Source organism: Novosphingobium sp. EMRT-2 (genome assembly GCF_005145025.1).
GTDB lineage: Bacteria > Pseudomonadota > Alphaproteobacteria > Sphingomonadales > Sphingomonadaceae > Novosphingobium.
This window is the reverse complement of the sequence record NZ_CP039695.1, coordinates 2,889,618-2,910,336: the sequence shown is the minus strand read 5'-3', so window position 1 is coordinate 2,910,336 and position 20,719 is coordinate 2,889,618. Positions and strand designations below refer to the sequence as shown.

Here is a 20,719-nt window from a genome sequence, read left to right as displayed (position 1 = left end):
AGCGATAAAGGCTTCGTGGGCGGCACTTCCGGCCGCTGACCATGCGAAGGGCTGCTTCCGGGTTACCGGGGCGGCCCTTCACATTTATTACAAACCGCTTGCCTTTCGCGTAATAATAGTTCACGGCGCTTTCCTTGCCGAATCCTGCGGAAGGACTGACTGCCATGGCGACGCTCGCCGAATCCGAAATGACCTTCACCCGCCTGCCCCATCCCGCGCCGTTGGCGGCGGATGCGCGCGCGGCCGTGCTGGCCGACCCCGGCTTCGGCAAGGCCTTTTCCGATCACATGGTATCGATCGACTGGGACGAGCAACACGGCTGGCACAACGCCTCGGTCGTTCCCTACGGCCCGATCCCGCTCGATCCCGCAGCTGCCGTCCTGCACTATGCCCAGGAAATCTTCGAAGGGCTGAAAGCCTATCGCCTGGCCGACGGCGGCATCGCCCTGTTCCGCCCCGAAGCCAACGCGGCGCGCTTCAACGCATCGGCCCGCCGGCTGGCCATGCCCGAGCTGCCGGAAACCCTGTTCGTGCAGGCGGTGAAGGAACTGGTACTGGCCGACCGGGACTGGTTCCCGACCGTGGAAGGCGGCTCGCTGTACCTGCGCCCGTTCATGTTCGCGTCGGAAGCCTTCCTCGGCGTGCGCCCGTCGAAGCAGTACAAGTTCCTGGTGATCGCCTCGCCAGCCGGCAACTACTTCAAGTCGGGCGCGCCGACGGTCTCGATCTGGGTGAGCGACTACACGCGCGCCGCCCCGGGCGGCACCGGCGCGGCCAAGTGCGGCGGCAACTACGCTGCCAGCCTTGTCCCCACCGCCGAAGCCTTTGAACGCGGCCATGACCAGGTACTGTTCCTCGATGCGGTCGAGCGCAAGTGGGTGGAGGAACTGGGCGGCATGAACTTGTTCTTCGTGTTCGATGACGGTTCGATCCTGACGCCCGAGCTGACCGGCACGATCCTGCCCGGCATCACCCGCGAAAGCCTGATCCGGCTGGCGCAGGAAGAAGGCCTCACCGTGCGCGAAGGACGCTACAGCCTGGACCAGTGGAAGGCCGACGCGGCTTCGGGCAGGCTCGTCGAAACCTTCGCCTGCGGCACGGCGGCGGTGGTTACCCCGGTCGGCCGCGTTTCCAGCCACGATGGCGCATTCACGATCGGATCGGGCGGCCCGGGCCAGCTCACGCAGAAGCTGCGCCAGAAGCTGGTGGCGATCCAGCGCGGCGACGCGCCGGATGCGCACGGCTGGGTCAAGCGGATCGCCTGAACGATCCCATGGGTTCCGGCGCTTAGTAGTTCCACTGCAACTGGCTGCGGATGACGCTGCCCTCGGCCCGGCCGAGGCGGCGTTCATCGGCTTCGTTGCGCTTCATCCGGGCATAGGCCAGCGTCAGCTCGATCGCCTTGATCGGTTGCCATTCCACGCCCAGTTCCACCTCGTCGGTTTCCAGGCGCGGCGCGTTGATCGCCGCCTTGTAGCCGCCGCGATACCGCTGCCAGCGCGCATAGGGCATGAACGGGCCGATCGGGGATTCCTCGACCCGGTACATCGTCTGCACATAGCCGCCGTCCAGCTTCTTCGCGCGAATGGCCTGCGCCGCGACATCGAATTCCGGCCCGCGCCCCCAGTTCCATTCGGCCTGAATCCCGAACGGCTGGGGATAGAGGATGGCGTGCAGACCCACGCGGTTGTCGTCGAACGCCACCGGGCTGACGCCGCCCGTGCGGGTATCGGGCTGCACCTTGTTGCGCATCACCGACGCGCCCAGTTCGAGCACCTGCCCTGCGAACGCATCACCCAGGCCATCGAGCCGGAACGGCCATGTGCCCATGGCGGTGAGCATCAGCGTCTTGTTCTGTTCGGACCGGGCAATCCCCTGCCCGTTGAACGCGCCCAGCGAAAAAGCGCCATAGCTGCCGAACAGCTTCTGGCCCTTCCTGCCCAGATCGTCCCAGATCCGCTGCACGCGCGCCGGCGTGTAGAACGCGATCACGCCCAGATCGCGCTCGCCCGGAACCGCGCTGTTGATGGCGTCGGAACGGTCGAGCGGGAGCCGATTGGACGACGATTGCAGGTTTTCCCACCCATAGGGCACTTTCGATTGCCCGAAGCGCAGCTTGAAGCGCTTGGCCCGGTCCAGTGCGACATCGACATAGGCATCGCGCAACTGCCCGAACGATTCGCGCCGTTCGCCGACGGACTGGCTGGCAACAGCAGTGGCGAAATCGTGCTGGAGATAGAACGAGATTCGGTCGGTCACATCGCCCTGGAAAACAAGCCGCACCCGCCGGAGCGAGAAATTGCCGGCATCGTTCAGCCCACTGTCCGAAACGGAGCGCAGGCGCGAACGGTTCCCCGGCGCGGTGGCATCGCCGGAGATGATGCTGTTGTAGCGCAGCTGGGTATAGCCGCGCACCTGGATGCGTTCGTACCACGCCTTCGCGCGGGCGGGAGCGCCGGACGAAGCGACCGGCAAGGGTGTGGCAGGTGCCGGTGCCGCCGATGCAAGGGCCACGGGCGCCGGCGCTGGCGCTGCGGAAGCCGTCACCTGACCGGTCGTCGCGCCGCTGGGTGCCGCCTTCGTTGCGGCCAACGCCGCGGTCAGCGTTTGCACGGCGGCTTTCAGTTCATCGATCTGGCGCTGCAGCTCCTGCACGCTCTGCGCCCGCGCGGCTACCGGAGGCAGCGCAACCATGGCCGCTACGATCAGCGCTGACGCGCCGCGTCCCTTCATCAGTGGCCCCTTCCGCCGAAACCCCATGCTGATGCCGCACGCGATCCCGGCTGCGGGGCAAGCCCCGCGATTGTCCCCGAAGCAGGCGATGCGAGATGCCGTGCCCCTTCCTTGGCCGGCGCATTATGACGTTTGTGTTACACTTTTTTGACGTTCAGTTGACCAAACTGCCATCACGCCCGCGCGCCTGGAAAAAGCACGGTGTTGCACCCCGGCCCCGGCCATGGCATCGCGCGTCATCGCTTAATCGCGCGATTAGGTAGCGCGACGGAAACGCAGGTGGAGAGAACTGGCATGTCGATTTCGTTCAAGGACCGGGTTGCCATCGTTACCGGCGCCGGCGGCGGGCTGGGCCGCGCCTACGCGCTCGAACTGGGCCGGCGCGGCGCCAAGGTCGTGGTCAACGATCTGGGTGGATCGCGCGACGGCACCGGGGCTTCGGACGCGGCGCAGAAGGTCGTCGAGGAAATTCTTGCCGGCGGCGGCGAAGCCATCGCCAACGGCGGGTCGGTGACCGAATACGAGCAGATGGCCGAGATGGTCGCACGCGCCAAGGAAAAGTGGGGCGGTGTCCACGTCCTGATCAACAACGCCGGCATCCTGCGCGACAAGAGCTTCACCAAGATGGAGCCCGCCGATTTCGAATTGGTGGTGAAGGTCCACCTGATCGGCTCCGCCTTCGCCACCAAGGCGTGCTGGGATCTGATGCGCGAACAGAACTACGGCCGCATCCTGATGACGGCCTCGTCCACCGGACTGTTCGGCAACTTCGGGCAGGCAAACTACGGCGCGGCCAAGCTCGGCCTCGCCGGGCTGACCAAGACGCTGTACCTCGAAGGCGCGAAATATAACGTGAAGGTCAACACGCTTGCCCCCGTGGCGGCAACGCGGATGACCGAGGACATCCTGCCCGAGGAAGCCTTCAAGCTGTTCGGCCCGGAGAACGTCGTCCCGGCGGCGCTGTTCCTCGTCTCGGAAGACGCCCCCAGCAACGCCATCGTCGGCGCGGGCGCGGGCGCTTACCATTCGGCATGGGTCACGATGAACAAGGGCGTGGTCCTGCCGCCGGCGGAACGCACCGTGGAAGGCTTCGCCGCGGCGTGGGACCGCATTTCCGACCGCACCGGCGATTTCGTGCCGGCATCGGGATCGGAACAGAGCCAGGTGATCATCGGCCAGCTGCAGGCCGCGATGAAAGGCTGACCGGCAGGAAGAAGGGCCAGCCGCAACCATGACGCCACAATAGCGATGATTGCGGCTGACTTTCCCGACCGGCGCGCTAGGATTCGGCAGCGAACCGGGAGAGCGCGATGACGATCGAGGATGGCAGGCGAATACTGGCCGGTCGCGCCAAGGCCCTGTCCATCGTGCTGCTGCTGTTCGTGGCGGCCGATCTGGCGCTTTCCGTCATCACCGCCCTGGGCCTGCTCGATCAGGCGGCCACCGACCCGATGGCCGCCCGCATCGCGATCGCGGCGGGTCTGGCCCAGTTCGGGTGCCTTGTCGCCAGCGCGGTCACCACATCGATGTGGCTCTATCGCGCCAACGACAACCTGCGTCAGACCGGCGCCGCGCTGGCCTATGGCCCCAACGGCGCCTGGGCGTGGTATCTGGTCCCGGTGGCCAATCTGTTCAAACCGTTCCAGGCCATGCAGGAAATATGGGACGCCAGCCTTGAGGCGTCATCGGGAGCGGCAAGCAATGGCCAGGCGTTGCTGCGCCTGTGGTGGGGATGCTGGATCGGCGGCAACATCCTCGCCACCCTGGCCCAGCGCCTGGAAGACGTGAACCATGCCGTCGCCGCCGTGCTCGGCTTCGGCGCCACCGCCAGCCTCGCCGGGTCAGCGTGGTTCCTCTATCGCATCGTGGGCGAGATCACCGAAGCGCAGCAGGCGCGGGGCGAAGCGGCGGTGTTTGCCTGACCGGCCTCCGGACCGGCGCCGGCGCGGGGGCGCAATCGCCGCGCTCGGCCCCGATCATCTGCATGGACCGGACCCGCGCCAGTGCCTCCGCCCGACTGACAGGATGCGCCACCCCGCTGGCAGCATCGATCACCAGCGGCTCCAGGCAATCGGGTGCCAGCCGCGCTTGCGGCGTGTCTTTCGCGCGGTAGGGCACCAGCAGCAGCCAGTGATCGGAACGGAACAGAACGCGGATCAGCGGACCGTTCTGCGCTGCGACGCGGTTCTGCCGCTTGCGTGCGGGCGCGGCGTCGGAGCAGGCGGAAAGCAGCAGGAGCGGCAGCAGACAGCCGCTCGTTGCCCGGCTTAGTACCCTAATCGTCCACCACCTTGAGCAGCTTGCGTTCGAGCGGGACAAGAACGCCGGCCAATTCATGCCCGCGCTTGAGCACTTGCCCCGCCTCGCCATAAAGCGCCCACATGCCCTGGCGGGTCCGCAAGGCCGGACATTTCTCGATCCGGGCGCTGGGCCGCTCGGCAGTGCGCCGAAAAGCCGAGAAGCTGGCAGCATCGCGCCCGAAATCCATCGCATAGTCCCGCCAGATGCCAGCCGCGACCATGCGCCCGTAGAGATCGAGAATCCGCGTGAGTTCGTCACGCGCGAAGGCTACCTGCGGCACGGCGCGCGCATGGGGAAAGGGAATGACCGTGCCGGCGGGAGCCCCGCCCGACGCGTCCGCTCCGCCCGGCCCGCTCAGGTCCGCGACCTCCGCCGCGTGGGCGACGGCGCGGTTCCGTCACCGTCGGCGGTTTCGAGCTGCGCCGCCACGAGCGCGGCCACCTGCGCCTTGAGCGCGGCGACTTCCGCCTCCAGTTCATCGACGCGGGTGCCGCCCGCCGGCTCGCACGGCTCCTTGCAGGGCGTGCCATAAGGGATGAAGTCCTTGAGCCAGGTTTCGACCGGGACCAGCGTGGAGCGGGCCTTGAGGCCGATCATCGTTGCGCCTTCGGGCACATCTTCGGTCACCACCGCGTTGGCCCCCACGCGGGCGCGCTGGCCCACCGTGATCGGGCCGAGAATCTGCGCGCCCGATCCGATGATCGCGTTGTCCTGCAACGTGGGGTGGCGCTTGCCGGGCACGCCGTTGGCGGGGTTGGTGCCGCCCAGCGTCACGCACTGGTAGATCGTGACGTTATCGCCGATCTCGGCCGTTTCCCCGATCACGGTAAAGCCGTGGTCGATAAACAGGTGGCGGCCGATCTTCGCGCCGGGATGGATGTCGATTCCGGTCATGAAGCGGGAAAAGTGATTCACCGCGCGGGCCAGGAAATAGAGTTTCCCCTGGAACAGCCAGTGCGCCACGCGGTGCAGCGCCACCGCCCACAGGCCGGGATAGAGCAGGATTTCCCAACGCGAACGCGGCGCGGGATCGCGCGCCTGGATCGAATCCAGATAGTCGATCAGTTTCGCGAACATGGGCCGATTCTCCCTCTTTTCACGGCTCAAGGCAAGCGCGGCGGTTGCCGGCCCGTGCGCTCGCCGCTCTCGCCCCCTGAAACGGCGAGCGCGTCGCGCAGCAGCGATATGGTGACGGATGCCTTGCGCTCAAGGCTCAGCCTGTCGATTGTTTCGACAAGCCGTTCTGCCGCCGCATGGGTCCGCTCGATGCGTGGCAGCAGATAGGCCAGCGCGCCATCGCCCAGCACCAGCCCGCGCCGCGCCGCATGCGCTTCGATCAAGGCCACCAGCAGGGCATCATCAGGCGCGCCGATTTCCAGCGGAAGCGCCGCGCCCAGCCGGGAAGCGAGATCGGGCAGGGTCACTTGCCATTCGCCCGGCGCGGCGTTGCTGACGATCAGCAGCGGCCGGCCTTCCGCCTGCGCGCGGTTCCAGCGGTGGAACAGATCGTCCTGCGGCAAGCTGTCGGCATCGTCGACCACGTCCCCCGCCCCGCTTTCGGCGAACCAGCGCGCCAGCAGGCTCTTGCCCGAACGCGGCGGGCCGGAAAGGATCGCGGTGCGGAACGGCCAGTCCGCTGCGGCGCGCAGGCCATCGATCACCGGCTGCAACGAAGGCCCGATGGCAATCGTCTCCGCGCCCACGGCGGTTACCAGCGGCAAGGCGATCTGCGACATGCGGTTCATCGACCGGAACGCACGCGCGCCCGCCGGCCATATGCGGATCGCCGGTTACTTGCGGATGGAAAGCGCATTGGCGCCCTGCGTGACTTTCCAGCCCTGCGCGCGCAAGGCCGCCGCCAGCGCGTCGAGATCGCCGGCGAACGTCACGCGCATGACCGAAGTGCCGCCGATCGCGATGCTGGTCGTCGCCACGCCCTGCACCCCGGCCGCCGCGCGAACACCGGCCAGCCCCGAATCGACCGCCGCGCCGTCGGGCGTGGCGAATTGCACGATGAAGGTGGCGGCGGGCGCCGCCGTGGTCGACGCCACGGCCCCCGGAACGCCGTCGGTCCCGGCCACCGGAGCCGCAGCGGGCGCCGGGCCGAGCTGCCCCAGCGCCTGTTCGATCAGTTTGGGATCGATCTTGGTCGCCATGTTGATCGTCGGGTCGGGGGTCAACTGGCCATTGGCCAGCGCGCCCGCATAGATGCCGTCGATCCGGCGCACAGCGTCGGCCAGCATTGCCGGCAGCTTGTCCTCGCTCTCGGCGGTCAGCTGGAAGCTGCCCAGGAAGCGGTTGTCGGGGCCATAGCGCGCGGTGAAGGTGCCGCGAATCGGGCCGCCAGGCCATTGCCGTTCCAGCCGCGCGATCGGCACGACGACATCCGCCGCGCCGAATTCATCGAGAATCAGCCGCCACCAGTTGCGGCTGCGGCGCGAAACCTGCCCGACCGTGAGCAGCAGCGAATCGGCGCCGCCACCGTTGGGGCGCACGTAGTCGATCACGCTTTCCCCGGTGCGGAAATCGGCCCAGGCCTTCTGCCAGGGTGTGCGCGTTTCGAAAACCGAACCGGCGCCGCCCTGATAGAGCACGGGAATCACCAGCATCGGCGCGGACTTGGCGTGCGCGCCCTGCAAGCCCAGATATTGCGCCGTCCGCGCGCGATCGAAGATCAGGCCCAGCCGCGCGATATAGCGGTGCGGGCCGATTTCCTCCTTTTCGACCACCACCGCCGAAACCAGCGAATCGATCGTGCCGTCATCCAGCGCCGGTGCACCGCCGCCACCGCCCAGGTGGTTGTGTTCCCACAACTTTTCCCAGCCCTTGCGCTGCGCTTCACGCCAGCCCTTGATGCGCGCGTCCTCGGCATTGTCGCCCGAGACGTTCACATCAATGCCGCTGACCTCGAAATCGCCGTTGCTGGCGATCGGCGCGATACCGCGATCGCCCTCGATCTGCGCGAGCAGCGCGGGGCCGGCGAAAACCAGCGCGAGCGCCGACGCACCGCCGATTCCCGCGGCGATCCAGGCCTTCCGGCTCAACTTCGGCATCTGCATTGCGCGCGGAACGGCCAAGGGAACTCCCGTAGAATGGCCGCCGGACCCTGTTGTTCGCGACCTCTTCGCGGGCGCTTTTGCCGAAAGGCAAGTGGAAATCCAAGCAGGAAAGCGCTAGGCGGCGGCGATCATGGCAAGCGACACCAACACTCCGCCCCAAAGCTACAGCTACGAACAGGCTGGCGTTTCCATCGCCGCAGGCAATGCGCTGGTCAAGGCGATCGGCCCTCTGGCCCGTGCCACCGCCCGCCCCGGCGCGGACGCGGAACTCGGCGGGTTCGGTGGCTTTTTCGACCTGCGCGCCGCCGGCTACAAGGACCCGCTGCTGGTGGCCGGGAACGATGGCGTGGGCACCAAGGTCAAGCTGGCCATCGACCACGACCGACACGACCATATCGGTATCGATCTTGTCGCGATGTGCGTGAACGACCTGATCGTACAGGGCGCGGAGCCGCTGTTCTTCCTCGACTACTTCGCCACCGGCAAGCTGGATAACGGCGTGGCGGAGCGGGTCGTCGCCGGCATCGCCGAAGGCTGCAAGATCGCCGGCTGCGCGCTGATCGGTGGCGAAACGGCGGAAATGCCGGGCATGTACGGCCCCGGCGACTACGACCTTGCCGGCTTCTGCGTGGGCGCGGTGGAACGTGGCGAACAACTGACCGGCGATCGCGTGGCGGAAGGCGACGTGCTGCTGGGGCTGGCTTCGTCGGGCGTCCATTCCAACGGCTATTCGCTGGTGCGCCGCCTCGCCGCCGACAAGGGCTGGAAGCTCGAACGCCCGGCCCTGTTCGACAACGAGCGGCTGCTGATCGATTACCTGATCGAACCGACGCGGATCTACGTGAAAAGCCTGCTGCCCGTGGTCCGTTCGGGCCGGGTCCACGCGCTGGCGCATATCACCGGCGGCGGACTGCTCGAAAACGTGCCCCGCGTGCTGCCCGCCGGGTTTCACGCGCGGATCGACGCCGATGCCTGGGAACAGCCGCGCCTGATGGCGTTCCTGCAGGCGCAGGGCAACATCGAGCCGCAGGAAATGGCGCGCACGTTCAACTGCGGCGTCGGCATGGTGCTGGCGGTCGCGCCAGCGGACGTCGCCTCGGTCACCGCCGATCTCGCAGCGGCGGGCGAGACCGTGTTCCGCGTGGGCGAGATCGTGAAGGGCGACAAGGGCTGCACCGTGACCGGTGGCGCCGAAACCTGGTCCGCGCGCGCCGCATGGGAAGCGACGCACCTTGGCTGATCGCGTCCCCGTCGCCGTCTTCATCTCGGGCAGCGGCACCAACATGGCCGCGCTGCTCTATGCCAGCCGGGCGGAAAACTGTCCGTACCGCATCGTCCTGGTGCTTTCGAACAACCCCGAAGCATCGGGGCTGAAGCTGGCCGCAGCCGAAGGCGTGGCCACGTTCTGCCTGCCGCACAAGGGCATGGCGCGCGCCGACCACGACGCGGCGATGGAAGCCGAAGTCATCAAGGCCGGCGCGCGCTTCATCGCGCTGGCGGGATACATGCGCATCCTGTCCCCCGCCTTCGTCGGCCGCTGGGAAGGCCGGATGCTCAACATCCACCCGTCGCTGCTGCCGAAGTACAAGGGCCTGCACACGCACGACCGCGCGATCGAGGCGGGCGACAGCCATGGCGGCTGCTCGGTCCATCTCGTCACTGCCGAACTCGACGACGGCCCGATCCTGGGCCAGACGCCGGTGGCGATCCTGCCCGGCGATAGCGACGACACGCTGGCCGCGCGGGTGCTGATCGCGGAACACCAGCTCTATTCGCGCGTGCTGGCCGACTTTGTGACACGCGAAACCGCGCCGGACTACCTTGTCGCGCAAGTGCGCGAACGCGCCATGGCGCTGCCCGAGGCGGACGAAGTCACCAGCCACGGCATGCCCTGCTTCGGCGTGCTGAAGGGCAAGAAGTTCGCCTACGTCTCGGTGGACCATCATGGCGACGGCAAGACGGCGCTGCTGGTCAAGATCAGCGGGCTGGACGAGCAGGAACAGCTGATCGAAAGCGACCCGACGCGCTATTACCGGCCGGCCTATTTCGGCGATGGCTGGATCGCGATCCGGCTCGACCTGGGCGATACCGACTGGGACGGCATCGCCGACTGGCTGCGCCGAAGCTGGGCCGCCATCGCTCCCAAGCGCTTGGCCGCAATGATGGAATTCTGACGGGCGCTTTCCGCGTTCTTCGCTGCCTGACCCTTTACAGGTGCCCGCGCGCGTGGGACGCAGGGGGCGATGACGCTTTACCAGCTTGAAGTGACCGGCGCGCTCCTTCTCGTCGCGGCGGAAATATGGGCGCTGCTGCGCGCCATGCTGCGGCCGCACCGCGAACCCGAATCGCGCGTCGCCTGGCTGGTGGTCATCCTGATGTTCCCAGTCATCGGCGTGCTGGGCTACCTGCTGCTGGGCGAAACGCTGCTCAGCCGCGAACGGCGGCGGCGCGGCGCCGCGATCGATGCCGCCCTGCCCCGCCCGCCCGGGGACATGGCCGCGCATTGCCAGGTGAGCCAGAGTCCCTATGCAGCGCCGTTCGCGCTGGCGAGCACGGTAAACGAGCTGGAGCCGGGCGGTGGCAACGCGGCCCGCCTGTTCACCGACAGCAACGCCGCGATCGACGGCATGATCGCGGACATCGACTCGGCGCGGGACACGGTCCACCTGTGCTTCTACATCTGGCTGCCCGACAACAACGGCACGCGGCTGGCCGAAACCATGGCCCGCGCCGCCCGACGCGGCGTGCGCGTGCGCGTGCTGGCCGATGCGCTGGGATCGCGCCTGATGACGTCGTCGCCGCTGTGGCGGATGATGCGCGAGGCGGGCGTGGAAGCCCTGCCCGCGCTGCCGGTGGGCAACGTGCTGTGGACGATGCTGCGCGGCCGCGTGGACTTGCGCAACCACCGCAAGGTACTGGTGATCGACAACCGCATCGCCTGGTGCGGCAGCCAGAACGCCGCCGATCCCGAATTCCGCATCAAGCCCCGCTTCGCGCCGTGGGTGGACATCATGACCCGCTGGGAAGGACCGGTAACGCGGCAATGCCAGTTCCTGTTCGCGTCCGACTGGATGGCCGAAGGCGGGGACGACGTATCACCGTTGCTGATCGACGCTTGCGAGGAGACGGACGAACGGCCGGGCGACATCATCGCCCAGGTCATCGGCACCGGCCCCACGCTGACGTATGCGGCGATGACCGCCTGCTTCGCCGAACTCATCCATTCCGCGCGGCGCGAACTGGTAATCAGCACGCCCTATTTCGTGCCAGACGAACAGTTGCTCTACGCGCTGCTCTCCACCGCGCGGCGCGGCGTGGACACGGTGCTGATCGTGCCCGCGCGCAACGACAGCCGCTTCGTGGCCGCCGCCTGCCGCAGCTATTACCACGCGCTGCTGGAAGCCGGGGTGAAGATCCACGAGTACCGGCCCGGCCTGCTCCACGCCAAGACCATGGCCGTCGACGGACAGGTAACGATGATCGGCTCGGCCAATCTCGACCGCCGCAGCTTCGAGCTGAACTACGAGAACAACATCCTGTTTCTCGATCCGGCGCTGACGAGCGCGATCCGGGCCACGCAGGACCACTGGATCGCGCAGTCCGTGCCCATCACCGCCGCGACCGTGGCCGGATACAGCCTGCCCCGCCGCCTGTGGCAGAACCTTGCCGCGATGATGAGCCCGCTGCTCTGAGCCTCAGAGCTCGGCGTAATCCACCTGCGGCCGGCTTTCGCGCGTGCCGCGATAGCGGCAGGAGGGATCGTTGGCATCGCCCGCGATCACCACGTGGTCCTCGTGCACTTCCAGCAGCGTGCCGACGAAGGGCATCCCCTCCAGGCTGCCGTTGACGCGGTAGCTGACCGTATCGCCGACCTTGAACGTCGCGGCGTCGAAATTGAACTCGAAAGGGCAATCGCCCGAACCCATGCCGTGCATCGCTTGTCTCCCGCGCCCGGCATAGCTGGTCGGGGGCGGGAGGCAAAGCAAAAGGGCCGGAGCGGATGCCCCGGCCCTTTGCCATGTCCGTTCGGTGCGAACGATCAGCCGACGATTTCTTCCGGCTTGAAGAAGAACGCGATCTCGATCGCGGCGTTCTCTTCGGAATCCGAACCGTGGACCGAATTGGCCTCGATCGATTCGGCGAAGAGCTTGCGGATCGTGCCTTCGGCGGCATCCTTGGGGTTGGTTGCGCCCATGATGTCGCGGTTGCGCTTCACGGCGTCCTCGCCTTCGAGCACCTGCACCACGACCGGACCGGAGATCATGAATTCGACGAGTTCGCCGAAGAAGGGGCGTTCCTTGTGCACCGCGTAGAAGCCTTCGGCCTGCGCACGGCTCATGTGGATGCGCTTGGAGGCGACGACGCGCAGGCCCGCTTCCTCGAGCTTCGCCGTCACGGCGCCCGTCAGGTTCCGACGGGTGGCGTCGGGCTTGATGATCGAAAACGTGCGGGTAACCGCCATGGAATGTTCCTTCGCGAAATTGGGGATTTGTTGCGCGCGCCCCTAGCCGGGATTGTGCTGCGCCGCAAGACGCGCAAAATCGGGGACCGCGGTCGGGCTGCTAAGGCCCCTCGCGCCATTTGCCGCCGTCCTGCCGCCAATAGCGCCGGTCCACGCCTTCGCGCTGGCCCAGCATTCGCCAGCAATCGCGCGCGCCGTCGATGCGATCGGCCGGGAACAGCAGGAACACGCGTTCGAAATCCTCCGCGCCTTCCGCCGCATCGCGCCACAGGCCATCCGCCAGCGCCAGGAAGCGCGCGCCGTTGGCGGGATTCACCGTGTCGGACAGGAGAATGGGCTGGCGGCTGTCGTGCGCGCCGCCCGCCCGTCCATGCGCAAGAAAGCTGTCAGGCAGGCGCGTCCACAGCGCCTCGCCGATGCGGCCAAGCTGCGCCTCGTCTTCCGACACCACCAGCAGCCGGGCGCCCGCCCCCAGAGTGTTGCGCGCGATCAGCGGCAGCACGCCTTCGGCGGGATCGCGGCTCAACTGGTAGAAATCAACGCGCACGGTGTCGGGTCAGGCTTCCAGCACGTCGCGCACGTAGCGGTCGAGCAAGCGCACGCCGAAGCCGGTCGCACCCTTGTCCCAGGTCGCGCCGGGCTTGTCCGCCCAGACCGTGCCAGCGATGTCGAGGTGCGCCCAGGCCACACCCTTGTCGACGAAGCGCTGGATGAACTGCGCGGCGGTGATCGACCCGCCATAGCGCGGCCCCACGTTCTTCATGTCGGCGATGGGGCTGTCGATCAGCTTGTCGTAAGCCGGGCCGATCGGGAAGCGCCACAGCTTGTCCCCGCTGGCCTTGCCCGCCGCATCGAGCTGGCTGGCGAGCAGGTCGTCGTTGGCGAAGAGGCCGGCGTGTTCATGGCCGAGCGAGATGATCATCGCGCCGGTCAGCGTGGCAAGGTCAACGATCGTGGCGGGCGCATATTCCTTCTGCACCCAGGTCAGCGCGTCGCACAGCACGAGACGGCCTTCGGCATCGGTGTTGATGACCTCGATGGTCTGCCCCGACATCGAGGTGACGACATCGCCGGGGCGCTGCGCGTTGCCATCGGGCATGTTCTCGACCAGCCCGCACACGCCGATCACGTCGGCTTCGGCCTTGCGCTTCGCCAGGGCGAGCATGGTGCCGGCAACGGCAGCGGCGCCGCCCATGTCCCACTTCATGTCTTCCATGCCGGCGGCCGGCTTGATCGAGATGCCGCCGGTGTCGAACGTCACGCCCTTGCCCACGAACGCGGTCGGCTTGGTCCCGGCCTTGCCCTTCCAGCGCATCGCCAGGATGCGCGGTTCGCGGACCGATCCCTGCGCCACGCCGAGCAGCGCACCCATGCCCAGTTCGGTCATTTCCGCCCTGTCGAGCACGCGGATTTCCACGCCGAGGCCGGCCAGCCGCTCCTGCGCGCGGGCGACGAAGCTTTCGGGATAGATCACGTTCGCCGGCTCGGTCACCAGTTCGCGGGTGAAGGCCACGCCTTCGGCCAGCGCAGCTTCCGCCTGCCACGCGGCTTCCGTGCCATCGGGCGCGCCGATCGCGACGATTTCGGCGAGCGAGGGCTTCTGTTCGTCGGTCAGCTTCGTGCGATAGTCATCGAGGCGCCAGCCGCGCAGCAGCGCGCCGAACAGCACGGCCACGGCTTCGTCCGCCGAGAGACCGCTGCCGGTGAAATCGATCCCGAGCGCGGTTTCGCCCGAGGTCAGGTATTTCGCGGTCAGCGCCGCGCCGGCGCGTTCCAGCGCCGAGAGGCGATCGGCCGCCGCCACATCGCCGATTCCGGCGAAAGCGAGCCGCTGGAGACCGTCCGCCCCTTGCGCGAAGGCTTCGAACACCTGCCCGGTCTTGCCGGTGAAGCGCGCGGCGGCAGCGCCATCGCGCACGACGGCATCGGCCTGCGCCGGAAAGTCGCCCTGCGGCACCAGTGTGGCCACCAGACGGGGACGGGCTTGGGCGGCCGGGCGGAAAACAACGTTCATCGGGTGCTCCTGTCGGAAAGCGGCCACAGCCCGGCGCAGTCGCGCCAAGGCTGAAATTGTGGATTTGCAGTTAGGGCGCGCTGGTGCGATAGGCAAGCCATGCAACCCGCCAAGCGGCCGCAGCCGCAAGCCCTTTACCGACGCTTGCGTCCGCGCCGCATGACCGCAGGCGTGGCGCTGATCCCGTTTTCCCGTGAACTGGCGGGCAGTCTGGCCTTGGGCCTGATGATCGGCGTGGCCTGGCCCGCCCTGGCGCAGACGGCCGTTCCGGCCTCCCCGCCCGCCCCTGCGCCATCCACCCCGCCCCCCGCCGATTCGGACGATGACACCCCTGTCCAGTTCGCGGCGGACAAGGTCGAATACGCGAACGACTCCGACGTCGTCACCGCCCGGGGCAATGTGGTGCTGCGGCGCGAGGAACAGTCGGTGCGCGCCGATACGATCACCTGGAACCGCAAGACCGGCGCGATTCAGGCGCAAGGCAACGTCCGCATGGTCGATGACGTGGGCAACATCGTCTATACCGACAAGGCCGACCTGACCGAGGAACTGAAGGCCGGCGCGATGGACGACCTGCTGGTCGTAATGCGCGAAGGCGGCCGGCTGGCGGCAAAGAGCGGCGAGCGCGAGGACAATGGCGACATCATCCTGCACGATGCCGCCTATTCGGGCTGCGCGATCGAGGACATCGAGGGCTGCGCCAAGAAGCCGAGCTGGGAAATCACCGCCGTCCGCGTCCATTACGACGACAAGCAGAAGCGCGTCCGCTACAAGGGCGCGGTGCTGCACGTGTTCGGCGTGCCGCTGCTGCCGCTGCCCGGCCTTGCCCACACATCGGACTTCCGCGCCGTCAGCGGGTTGCTGATCCCGGACTTCCGGCTGGGCGCATCGAACGGCGCCGAACTGGGCCTGACGTGGTACTGGCGCATCGCCGACAACAAGGACCTGGCGGTGACCGGCAACTTCTACACCGGCTCGCTGCCGATGGTGAAGACCCGCTACCGCCAGCTGACCGAAAGCGGCGCCTTCCAGATCACGGGCTACCTCACGCGCAGCTCGGTGATCTCGGTCTCGGGCAATACCGGTGCGCAGAACCAGCAGTTCCGTGGCTATTTCGAAGGCAACGGCCGCTTTCAGTTGTCCGACAACTGGAGCATTTCGGGCTACGGCCGCATCGCCAGCGACCGCACCTTCCTGCGCCGCTACGACTTGGGCCGCGACGACCGGCTGCGCTCCTCGATCAATCTCGAACGCATCGACGACAACAGCTATTTCAGCTTGGCCGGCTGGGCGGTGCAGACGCTGCGCGTCGGCTACGCCCAGGGACAGGTGCCGATCGCGATTCCGGCGATCGACTATCGCCGGCGGCTCGATGTGCCGGGCGTGGGCGGCAAGCTGGAGCTTCAGGCCAACACGCTGGCGATCACGCGCACCGGCGGGCAGGATACGCAGCGCGCCTTCGCCCGCGCGCAATGGGACCTGCGCACCGTGACCGGCATGGGCCAGGTCATCACACTGACCGGGTTGCTGCGCGGCGACGTCTATCACAGCGACCAGAACGCGCTGACGCCAACCGTGCTCTATCGCGGCAATCCCGGCTGGCAGGCACGCGGCATCGCCACGGCCGCGGTCGACGTGCGCTGGCCCTTCGTGGGCGAATTCCTGGGCGGCACGCAGGTTCTGACCCCGCGCTTCCAGATCGTGGCGACGCCGCATGTGCGCAACCTGTCGATCCCCAACGAGGATTCGCGCTCGGTCGATCTCGACGACGCCAACCTGTTCTCGCTGAACCGGTTTCCCGGATACGACCGGATCGAGGACGGCGTCCGCTTCACCTACGGCTTCGACTGGAGCCTGACCCGGCCCGGCTGGCGCGTTTCCACCACGGTGGGGCAAAGCTACCGCCTGTCCAACGACATGACCCTGCTGCCGGACGGCACCGGCCTGACCACCCGCGCGTCCGACATCGTTGGCAGGACGGACCTGCGCTTTGACGACATCGTCAAGTTCACGCACCGGTTCCGGCTGGATCACAACGATTTCGTGCTGCGCCGCAACGAATTCGACGCGACCATCGGCGGACACAAGTCCTACTTCGAAGTAGGCTATCTGCGCCTCAACCGCGACATCGCCTCCACCTTCGAGGACTTGCGCGACCGGCAGGAGTTGCGCTTCACCGGGCGCGTGGCTTTCGCGAAATACTGGTCGGTGTTCGGATCGGGCGTGGTCAACCTGACGCCCCGCGCCGAGGACCCGACGAACACCGCTTCCGACGGGTTCCAGATGCTGCGGCACCGGCTGGGCTTCGCCTATACCGACGACTGCCTGGATCTTTCGTTCACCTGGGTGCGCGACTACGTGACGACGGGCGACGCGAAGCAGGGCAACGGCTTCTCGTTCTCGCTGTCGCTGCGCAGCCTGGGCGGGCGCTGACCCGCGTTCCGGGATGCCCGCCAGCTCGGCCGTTCGGCGTTTTCCCCGCTTTCGCTTCCCTCGCCGTTGCAATACGGCTATCGCCGCGCCACTCAGCTTGGGTTAAGCCCGGCGATACCATTTGCCGGGAAATGCGCAGAAGGATGCCGGTGCGCCGGTTCGACAGGATATTCAGATTGCCATGACGCGTACCGTCCGCCTTCCTTCCCCGATCCGTCGTCCCCTGATCGGCCAGAGCGCGCTGGTTCTGGGCCTTGCCGCCATGGTCGCGGCGCCGATCGCCTCAACCGCAAGCGCGCAGGCCGTGCGGGAAAGCGCCGACGCGAATGGCGCGCTGAACATACCGGCCAACCCCACCCTGTTCGGCAAGAGCGATCCCAACGTCCGCCGCGCCACCGCGATCGTGAACGGCGAGATCGTGACCGGCACCGACGTGGAACAGCGCCTGGCGCTGATCGTCAACGCCAACGGCAACAAGGTGGGGCCGGAGGAAATGGACCGCCTGCGCCTGCAGGTACTGCGCAACCTGATCGACGAAACGCTGCAGATCCAGGAAGCCAAGGCCGCCGACATCCAGATCGGCGATGACGAGGTGAACCAGACGTTCGAGCGCGTGGCCACGCAGAACTTCGGCCAGTCGGTGCCGGCGCTGGAAAAGTACCTCGCCTCGATCGGCTCGTCGGCTGCCTCGCTCAAGCGCCAGATCAAGGGCGAGCTTTCGTGGCAGCGCCTGCTGCGCCGCAACGTCCAGCCCTTCATCAACGTCTCCGACGGCGAAGTGCGCGAAATGATGGAGCGGCTCCAGGCGTCGAAGGGCACCGAGGAATACCGCATCGGCGAAATCTTCCTGTCGGCGACGGACGAAACCCAGCAGCAGGTCCGCGCCAACGCCGAAAAGATCGTCGAGCAGATCAAGCAGGGCGGCAGCTTCGTTGCCTATGCGCGCCAGTTCTCCGAAGCCTCGACGGCGGCGGTCGGCGGCGATCTCGGCTGGATCCGCCTCGGCCAGTTGCCCAACGAACTGGCCACGACCGCGGCCGGCATGGCCCCCGGCCAGCTTGCCGGCCCGATCCCGATTCCCGGCGGCTTCTCGATCCTCTACCTGATCGACAAGCGCCAGGTGCTGACCGCCGATCCGCGCGACGCCGTGCTCAGCCTCAAGCAGATCTCGATCTCGTTCCCCAAGGGCACCACTGAAAAGCAGGCCGCCGACAAGGCCGCCGGCTTCGCCAGCATGGTGAAGACGATCCACGGCTGCGGCGAAGCGGAAAAGGCGGCCGCCACGATCGGCGCATCGGTGGTCGCCAACGACCAGATCAAGGCGCGCGACCTGCCCGGCGCGCTGCAGGAAACGCTGCTCAAGCTCTCGGTGGGCGAGGCTACCCCGCCGTTCGGATCGATCGAGGACGGCGTGCGCGTGCTGCTGCTGTGCGGGCGTGACGATCCCAAGGTGGATTCCGGCCCGAGCTTCGACGAATTGCAGCAGCAGATGGAAGACGATCGCGTCAACAAGCGCGCGCAGACCTACCTGCGCGATCTGCGACGCGACGCGGTGATCGAATACAACTGACGCTGATCCGCCTGTCATCGCGGCGTCGTTGCGGCTCCGCAAGGACGGGCGGTCCGGCGCATGACAGGGAACCGGCATGACGCTTTCCCTTCCCCTCGCCGCCAGCATCGGCGATCCCGCCGGTGTCGGCCCGGAACTGCTGTGCGCCGCGTGGGCGCTGAGCGGCGCCGAAGCCCTGCCCCCGTTCTTCGTAGTAGGCAGCCGGGCGCTGCTCGAACAGGCGGCGCATCGGCGCGGGATCGAGGTTCCGGTGCGCGCCATCGCTTCGCCCGCCGAAGCGGTGGAGGTCTATGACACCGCGCTGCCGGTCATCGACCTAGGTGATCTACCGTACACCCCCGGTGAGCCGGACGACGCCGGTGCGGCGCTGGCCCTGCGCGCGCTGGAAACGGCGACCGGCCTTGCCCGATCCGGCGCGGCGGCGGGCATCGTCACCGGCCCCATCGCCAAGAGCCGCCTCGCCGCGATCGGCTTCACCCAGCCGGGGCAGACCGAATTCGTCGCCGAAGCCTGCGGCGTCACCCCCCGGAACGCGGTGATGATGCTGGCGGGGCCACGCCTGCGCGTGGTGCCCGTGACCGTCCACGTTCCGCTGCGCGCGGTGCCGGACATGCTCACCGTCGACCTGATCCGCGCGCGCGCGGCGATAGCGGCGGCTGCGCTGGCGCGCGATTTCGGCATCGGGCGACCCCGGCTGGCCATCGCCGGGCTGAACCCCCACGCAGGCGAGGACGGCCGCATGGGGCACGAGGACGCCGACGTGGTCGCCCCCGCCGTCGCCGCGCTGCGCGCCGCCGGAATCGATGCGCGCGGGCCTTTGCCGGCGGACACGATGTTCCACGCCGAAGCGCGCGAGACCTATGACGCGGCGATCTGCATGTACCACGATCAGGCCCTGATCCCGCTCAAGGCGCTGGATTTCGATGCCGGCGTCAACGTCACGCTGGGGCTGCCGATCGTGCGCACCTCGCCCGATCACGGCACCGCCTTCGCCATCGCCGGAACCGGCACGGCGCGCGCGGGCGCGACCGTCGCCGCGATCCGCATGGCCGGGGAATGCGCCGCGCGCAGGCTTTCCGCATGACGGATACTTCGCCCCAACTGCCGCCATTGCGCGATGTCGTGAACCGCCACGGCCTGTTCGCCAGCAAGGCGCTGGGCCAGAACTTCCTGTTCGACGAACAGTTGCTGGACCGGATCGCCAAGGTGCCCGGCAGCCTGCGCGGGGCGAACGTGCTGGAAGTCGGCCCCGGTCCTGGCGGGCTGACCCGCGCGCTGCTGCGCGCCGGGGCGAACGTGACCGCGATCGAGATGGACAAGCGCTGCCTGCCGGCGCTTGCGGAACTGTCGGATGCCTTCCCAGGCCAGTTGACCGTGATCGAGGGCGACGCGACGCGGATCGATCCCGCCACGCTGTTCGACGGGCCATGGCACGTTGCCGCCAACCTGCCCTACAACGTGGGCACGCTGCTGTTCACCGGCTGGCTTTCCGGCCAGGAATGGCCGCCGCGCTGGCAATCGCTGACGCTGATGTTCCAGCTGGAAGTGGCCGAGCGCATCGTCGCCCGGCCCGGCACCGATGCCTATGGCCGGCTCGCCGTGCTGGCGCAGTGGCGCGCCAGCCCCGTCATCGCGATGAAAGTGCACCGCAGCGCGTTCACCCCGCCGCCCAAGGTCATGTCGGCGATCGTGCATGTCGAGCCGGCGGCGATGCCCGCCGGCGTCTCCGCGCGGATGCTGGAACGGGTGACCGAGGCCGCCTTCGGCCAGCGCCGCAAGATGTTGCGCCAGTCGCTCAAGGGCCTGCCCGGCGCGCTGGACGTGCTGGAGCCGCTGGGCATCGATCCCCAGCGGAGAGCGGAAACGCTCTCTGTGGACGAATTTGTCGGCATCGCCCGCGCGCTGACGCCGTAAACGTCGCGCTAGCCGTCGGCCTCGGCCAGCGTGTGCGCCACGATGGCATTGGCGTGGCCATGGCCCAGGCCGTGCTGCTCCTTCAGCATCGCCACCAGTTCCATATGCTTCGCGGGAAGCGCGGCGCGGACCAGTGCCTTCCAATCGGCGATCGGCTTGCCGTACTTCTTCTCGATGGAAGGGAAGTACGATGCGGGTCCGGTGGCTTTGGGCTCGGTCATGGCCGCGAAGCA

20 protein-coding genes are annotated in these 20,719 nt (G+C 67.8%); 10 read left to right on the top strand and 10 right to left on the bottom strand.

Features of this window, described 5'->3' with window-relative positions:
• The first annotated feature begins 164 nt into the window (after positions 1-164).
• Positions 165-1,265 (top strand): branched-chain amino acid aminotransferase, encoded by a 1,101-nt coding sequence (locus FA702_RS14235; RefSeq protein ID WP_136956659.1) that lies wholly within the window; start codon positions 165-167, stop codon positions 1,263-1,265.
• 22 nt (positions 1,266-1,287) lie between these two features.
• Here the strand turns inward: FA702_RS14235 and FA702_RS14230 are convergent, their stop codons facing one another.
• The gene (locus FA702_RS14230; protein WP_136956658.1) at positions 1,288-2,733 is read right to left on the bottom strand and encodes a porin; all 1,446 of its coding nucleotides are present in this window, start codon (positions 2,731-2,733) and stop codon (positions 1,288-1,290) included.
• Positions 2,734-3,027: 294 nt separating this feature from the next.
• On the opposite strand from FA702_RS14230, the gene FA702_RS14225 reads away from it, so the two are divergent.
• Entirely contained in the window at positions 3,028-3,936 is a 909-nt protein-coding gene (locus tag FA702_RS14225; protein ID WP_124810043.1) for an SDR family NAD(P)-dependent oxidoreductase, read from the top strand.
• Between the two features lie 107 nt (positions 3,937-4,043).
• Entirely contained in the window at positions 4,044-4,655 is a 612-nt protein-coding gene (locus FA702_RS14220; protein WP_136956657.1) for a DUF4328 domain-containing protein, read from the top strand.
• Between the two features lie 353 nt (positions 4,656-5,008).
• Here the strand turns inward: FA702_RS14220 and FA702_RS14215 are convergent, their stop codons facing one another.
• The 4 genes from FA702_RS14215 to FA702_RS14200 form a co-directional block, all read right to left on the bottom strand.
• Positions 5,009-5,314: a DUF2794 domain-containing protein gene (locus tag FA702_RS14215; protein WP_255504585.1), complete on the bottom strand. Its 306-nt coding sequence runs from the start codon at positions 5,312-5,314 to the stop codon at positions 5,009-5,011.
• Positions 5,315-5,388: 74 nt separating this feature from the next.
• Positions 5,389-6,111, bottom strand: a complete 723-nt coding sequence (gene epsC, locus FA702_RS14210; protein WP_124810040.1) for a serine O-acetyltransferase EpsC — start codon at positions 6,109-6,111, stop codon at positions 5,389-5,391.
• A 26-nt stretch (positions 6,112-6,137) separates the two neighbouring features.
• Entirely contained in the window at positions 6,138-6,770 is a 633-nt protein-coding gene (locus FA702_RS14205) for an ATPase (protein WP_136957430.1), read from the bottom strand.
• 54 nt (positions 6,771-6,824) lie between these two features.
• Positions 6,825-8,087, bottom strand: coding sequence for a heavy-metal-associated domain-containing protein (locus FA702_RS14200; RefSeq protein ID WP_255504584.1), 1,263 nt, complete (start codon positions 8,085-8,087; stop codon positions 6,825-6,827).
• A gap of 136 nt (positions 8,088-8,223) precedes the next feature.
• On the opposite strand from FA702_RS14200, the gene purM reads away from it, so the two are divergent.
• From purM to cls, 3 genes are all read left to right on the top strand, one after another.
• Entirely contained in the window at positions 8,224-9,333 is a 1,110-nt protein-coding gene (gene purM / locus FA702_RS14195; protein ID WP_136956655.1) for a phosphoribosylformylglycinamidine cyclo-ligase, read from the top strand.
• 43 nt (positions 9,334-9,376) lie between these two features.
• On the top strand, positions 9,377-10,267 hold the full coding sequence (gene purN, locus FA702_RS14190; RefSeq protein ID WP_255504818.1) for a phosphoribosylglycinamide formyltransferase: 891 nt from the start codon (positions 9,377-9,379) through the stop codon (positions 10,265-10,267).
• 69 nt (positions 10,268-10,336) lie between these two features.
• Positions 10,337-11,785, top strand: coding sequence for a cardiolipin synthase (gene cls, locus FA702_RS14185; protein ID WP_136956653.1), 1,449 nt, complete (start codon positions 10,337-10,339; stop codon positions 11,783-11,785).
• A 3-nt stretch (positions 11,786-11,788) separates the two neighbouring features.
• Here the strand turns inward: cls and FA702_RS14180 are convergent, their stop codons facing one another.
• The 4 genes from FA702_RS14180 to FA702_RS14165 form a co-directional block, all read right to left on the bottom strand.
• Complete coding sequence (locus tag FA702_RS14180; protein WP_136956652.1) at positions 11,789-12,028, bottom strand: hypothetical protein; 240 nt, start codon at positions 12,026-12,028, stop codon at positions 11,789-11,791.
• A 104-nt stretch (positions 12,029-12,132) separates the two neighbouring features.
• Positions 12,133-12,555, bottom strand: a complete 423-nt coding sequence (ndk, locus tag FA702_RS14175) for a nucleoside-diphosphate kinase (protein WP_136956651.1) — start codon at positions 12,553-12,555, stop codon at positions 12,133-12,135.
• A 100-nt stretch (positions 12,556-12,655) separates the two neighbouring features.
• Entirely contained in the window at positions 12,656-13,102 is a 447-nt protein-coding gene (locus FA702_RS14170; protein ID WP_136956650.1) for a DNA polymerase III subunit chi, read from the bottom strand.
• 9 nt (positions 13,103-13,111) lie between these two features.
• Positions 13,112-14,569: a leucyl aminopeptidase gene (locus tag FA702_RS14165; protein ID WP_136956649.1), complete on the bottom strand. Its 1,458-nt coding sequence runs from the start codon at positions 14,567-14,569 to the stop codon at positions 13,112-13,114.
• 159 nt (positions 14,570-14,728) lie between these two features.
• On the opposite strand from FA702_RS14165, the gene FA702_RS14160 reads away from it, so the two are divergent.
• The 4 genes from FA702_RS14160 (at position 14,729) to rsmA (ending at position 20,486) form a co-directional block, all read left to right on the top strand.
• Positions 14,729-17,002 carry an LPS-assembly protein LptD gene (locus tag FA702_RS14160; protein ID WP_255504583.1) on the top strand — a complete coding sequence of 758 codons (2,274 nt, stop codon included), beginning with the start codon at positions 14,729-14,731 and terminating at the stop codon, positions 17,000-17,002.
• A gap of 181 nt (positions 17,003-17,183) precedes the next feature.
• Positions 17,184-18,572 (top strand): peptidylprolyl isomerase, encoded by a 1,389-nt coding sequence (locus tag FA702_RS14155; protein ID WP_136956647.1) that lies wholly within the window; start codon positions 17,184-17,186, stop codon positions 18,570-18,572.
• A gap of 76 nt (positions 18,573-18,648) precedes the next feature.
• A complete protein-coding gene (pdxA, locus tag FA702_RS14150) occupies positions 18,649-19,656 on the top strand; it encodes a 4-hydroxythreonine-4-phosphate dehydrogenase PdxA (RefSeq protein WP_136956646.1) in 1,008 nt (335 codons plus the stop codon).
• Positions 19,653-20,486 (top strand): 16S rRNA (adenine(1518)-N(6)/adenine(1519)-N(6))-dimethyltransferase RsmA, encoded by an 834-nt coding sequence (rsmA, locus tag FA702_RS14145; protein ID WP_136956645.1) that lies wholly within the window; start codon positions 19,653-19,655, stop codon positions 20,484-20,486. The genes pdxA and rsmA overlap by 4 nt, the downstream gene beginning before the upstream one ends.
• Positions 20,487-20,494: 8 nt before the next feature.
• Here rsmA and FA702_RS14140 read toward each other — a convergent pair whose 3' ends face one another.
• Positions 20,495-20,707: a DUF4287 domain-containing protein gene (locus FA702_RS14140; protein WP_136956644.1), complete on the bottom strand. Its 213-nt coding sequence runs from the start codon at positions 20,705-20,707 to the stop codon at positions 20,495-20,497.
• Positions 20,708-20,719 lie beyond the last annotated feature (12 nt).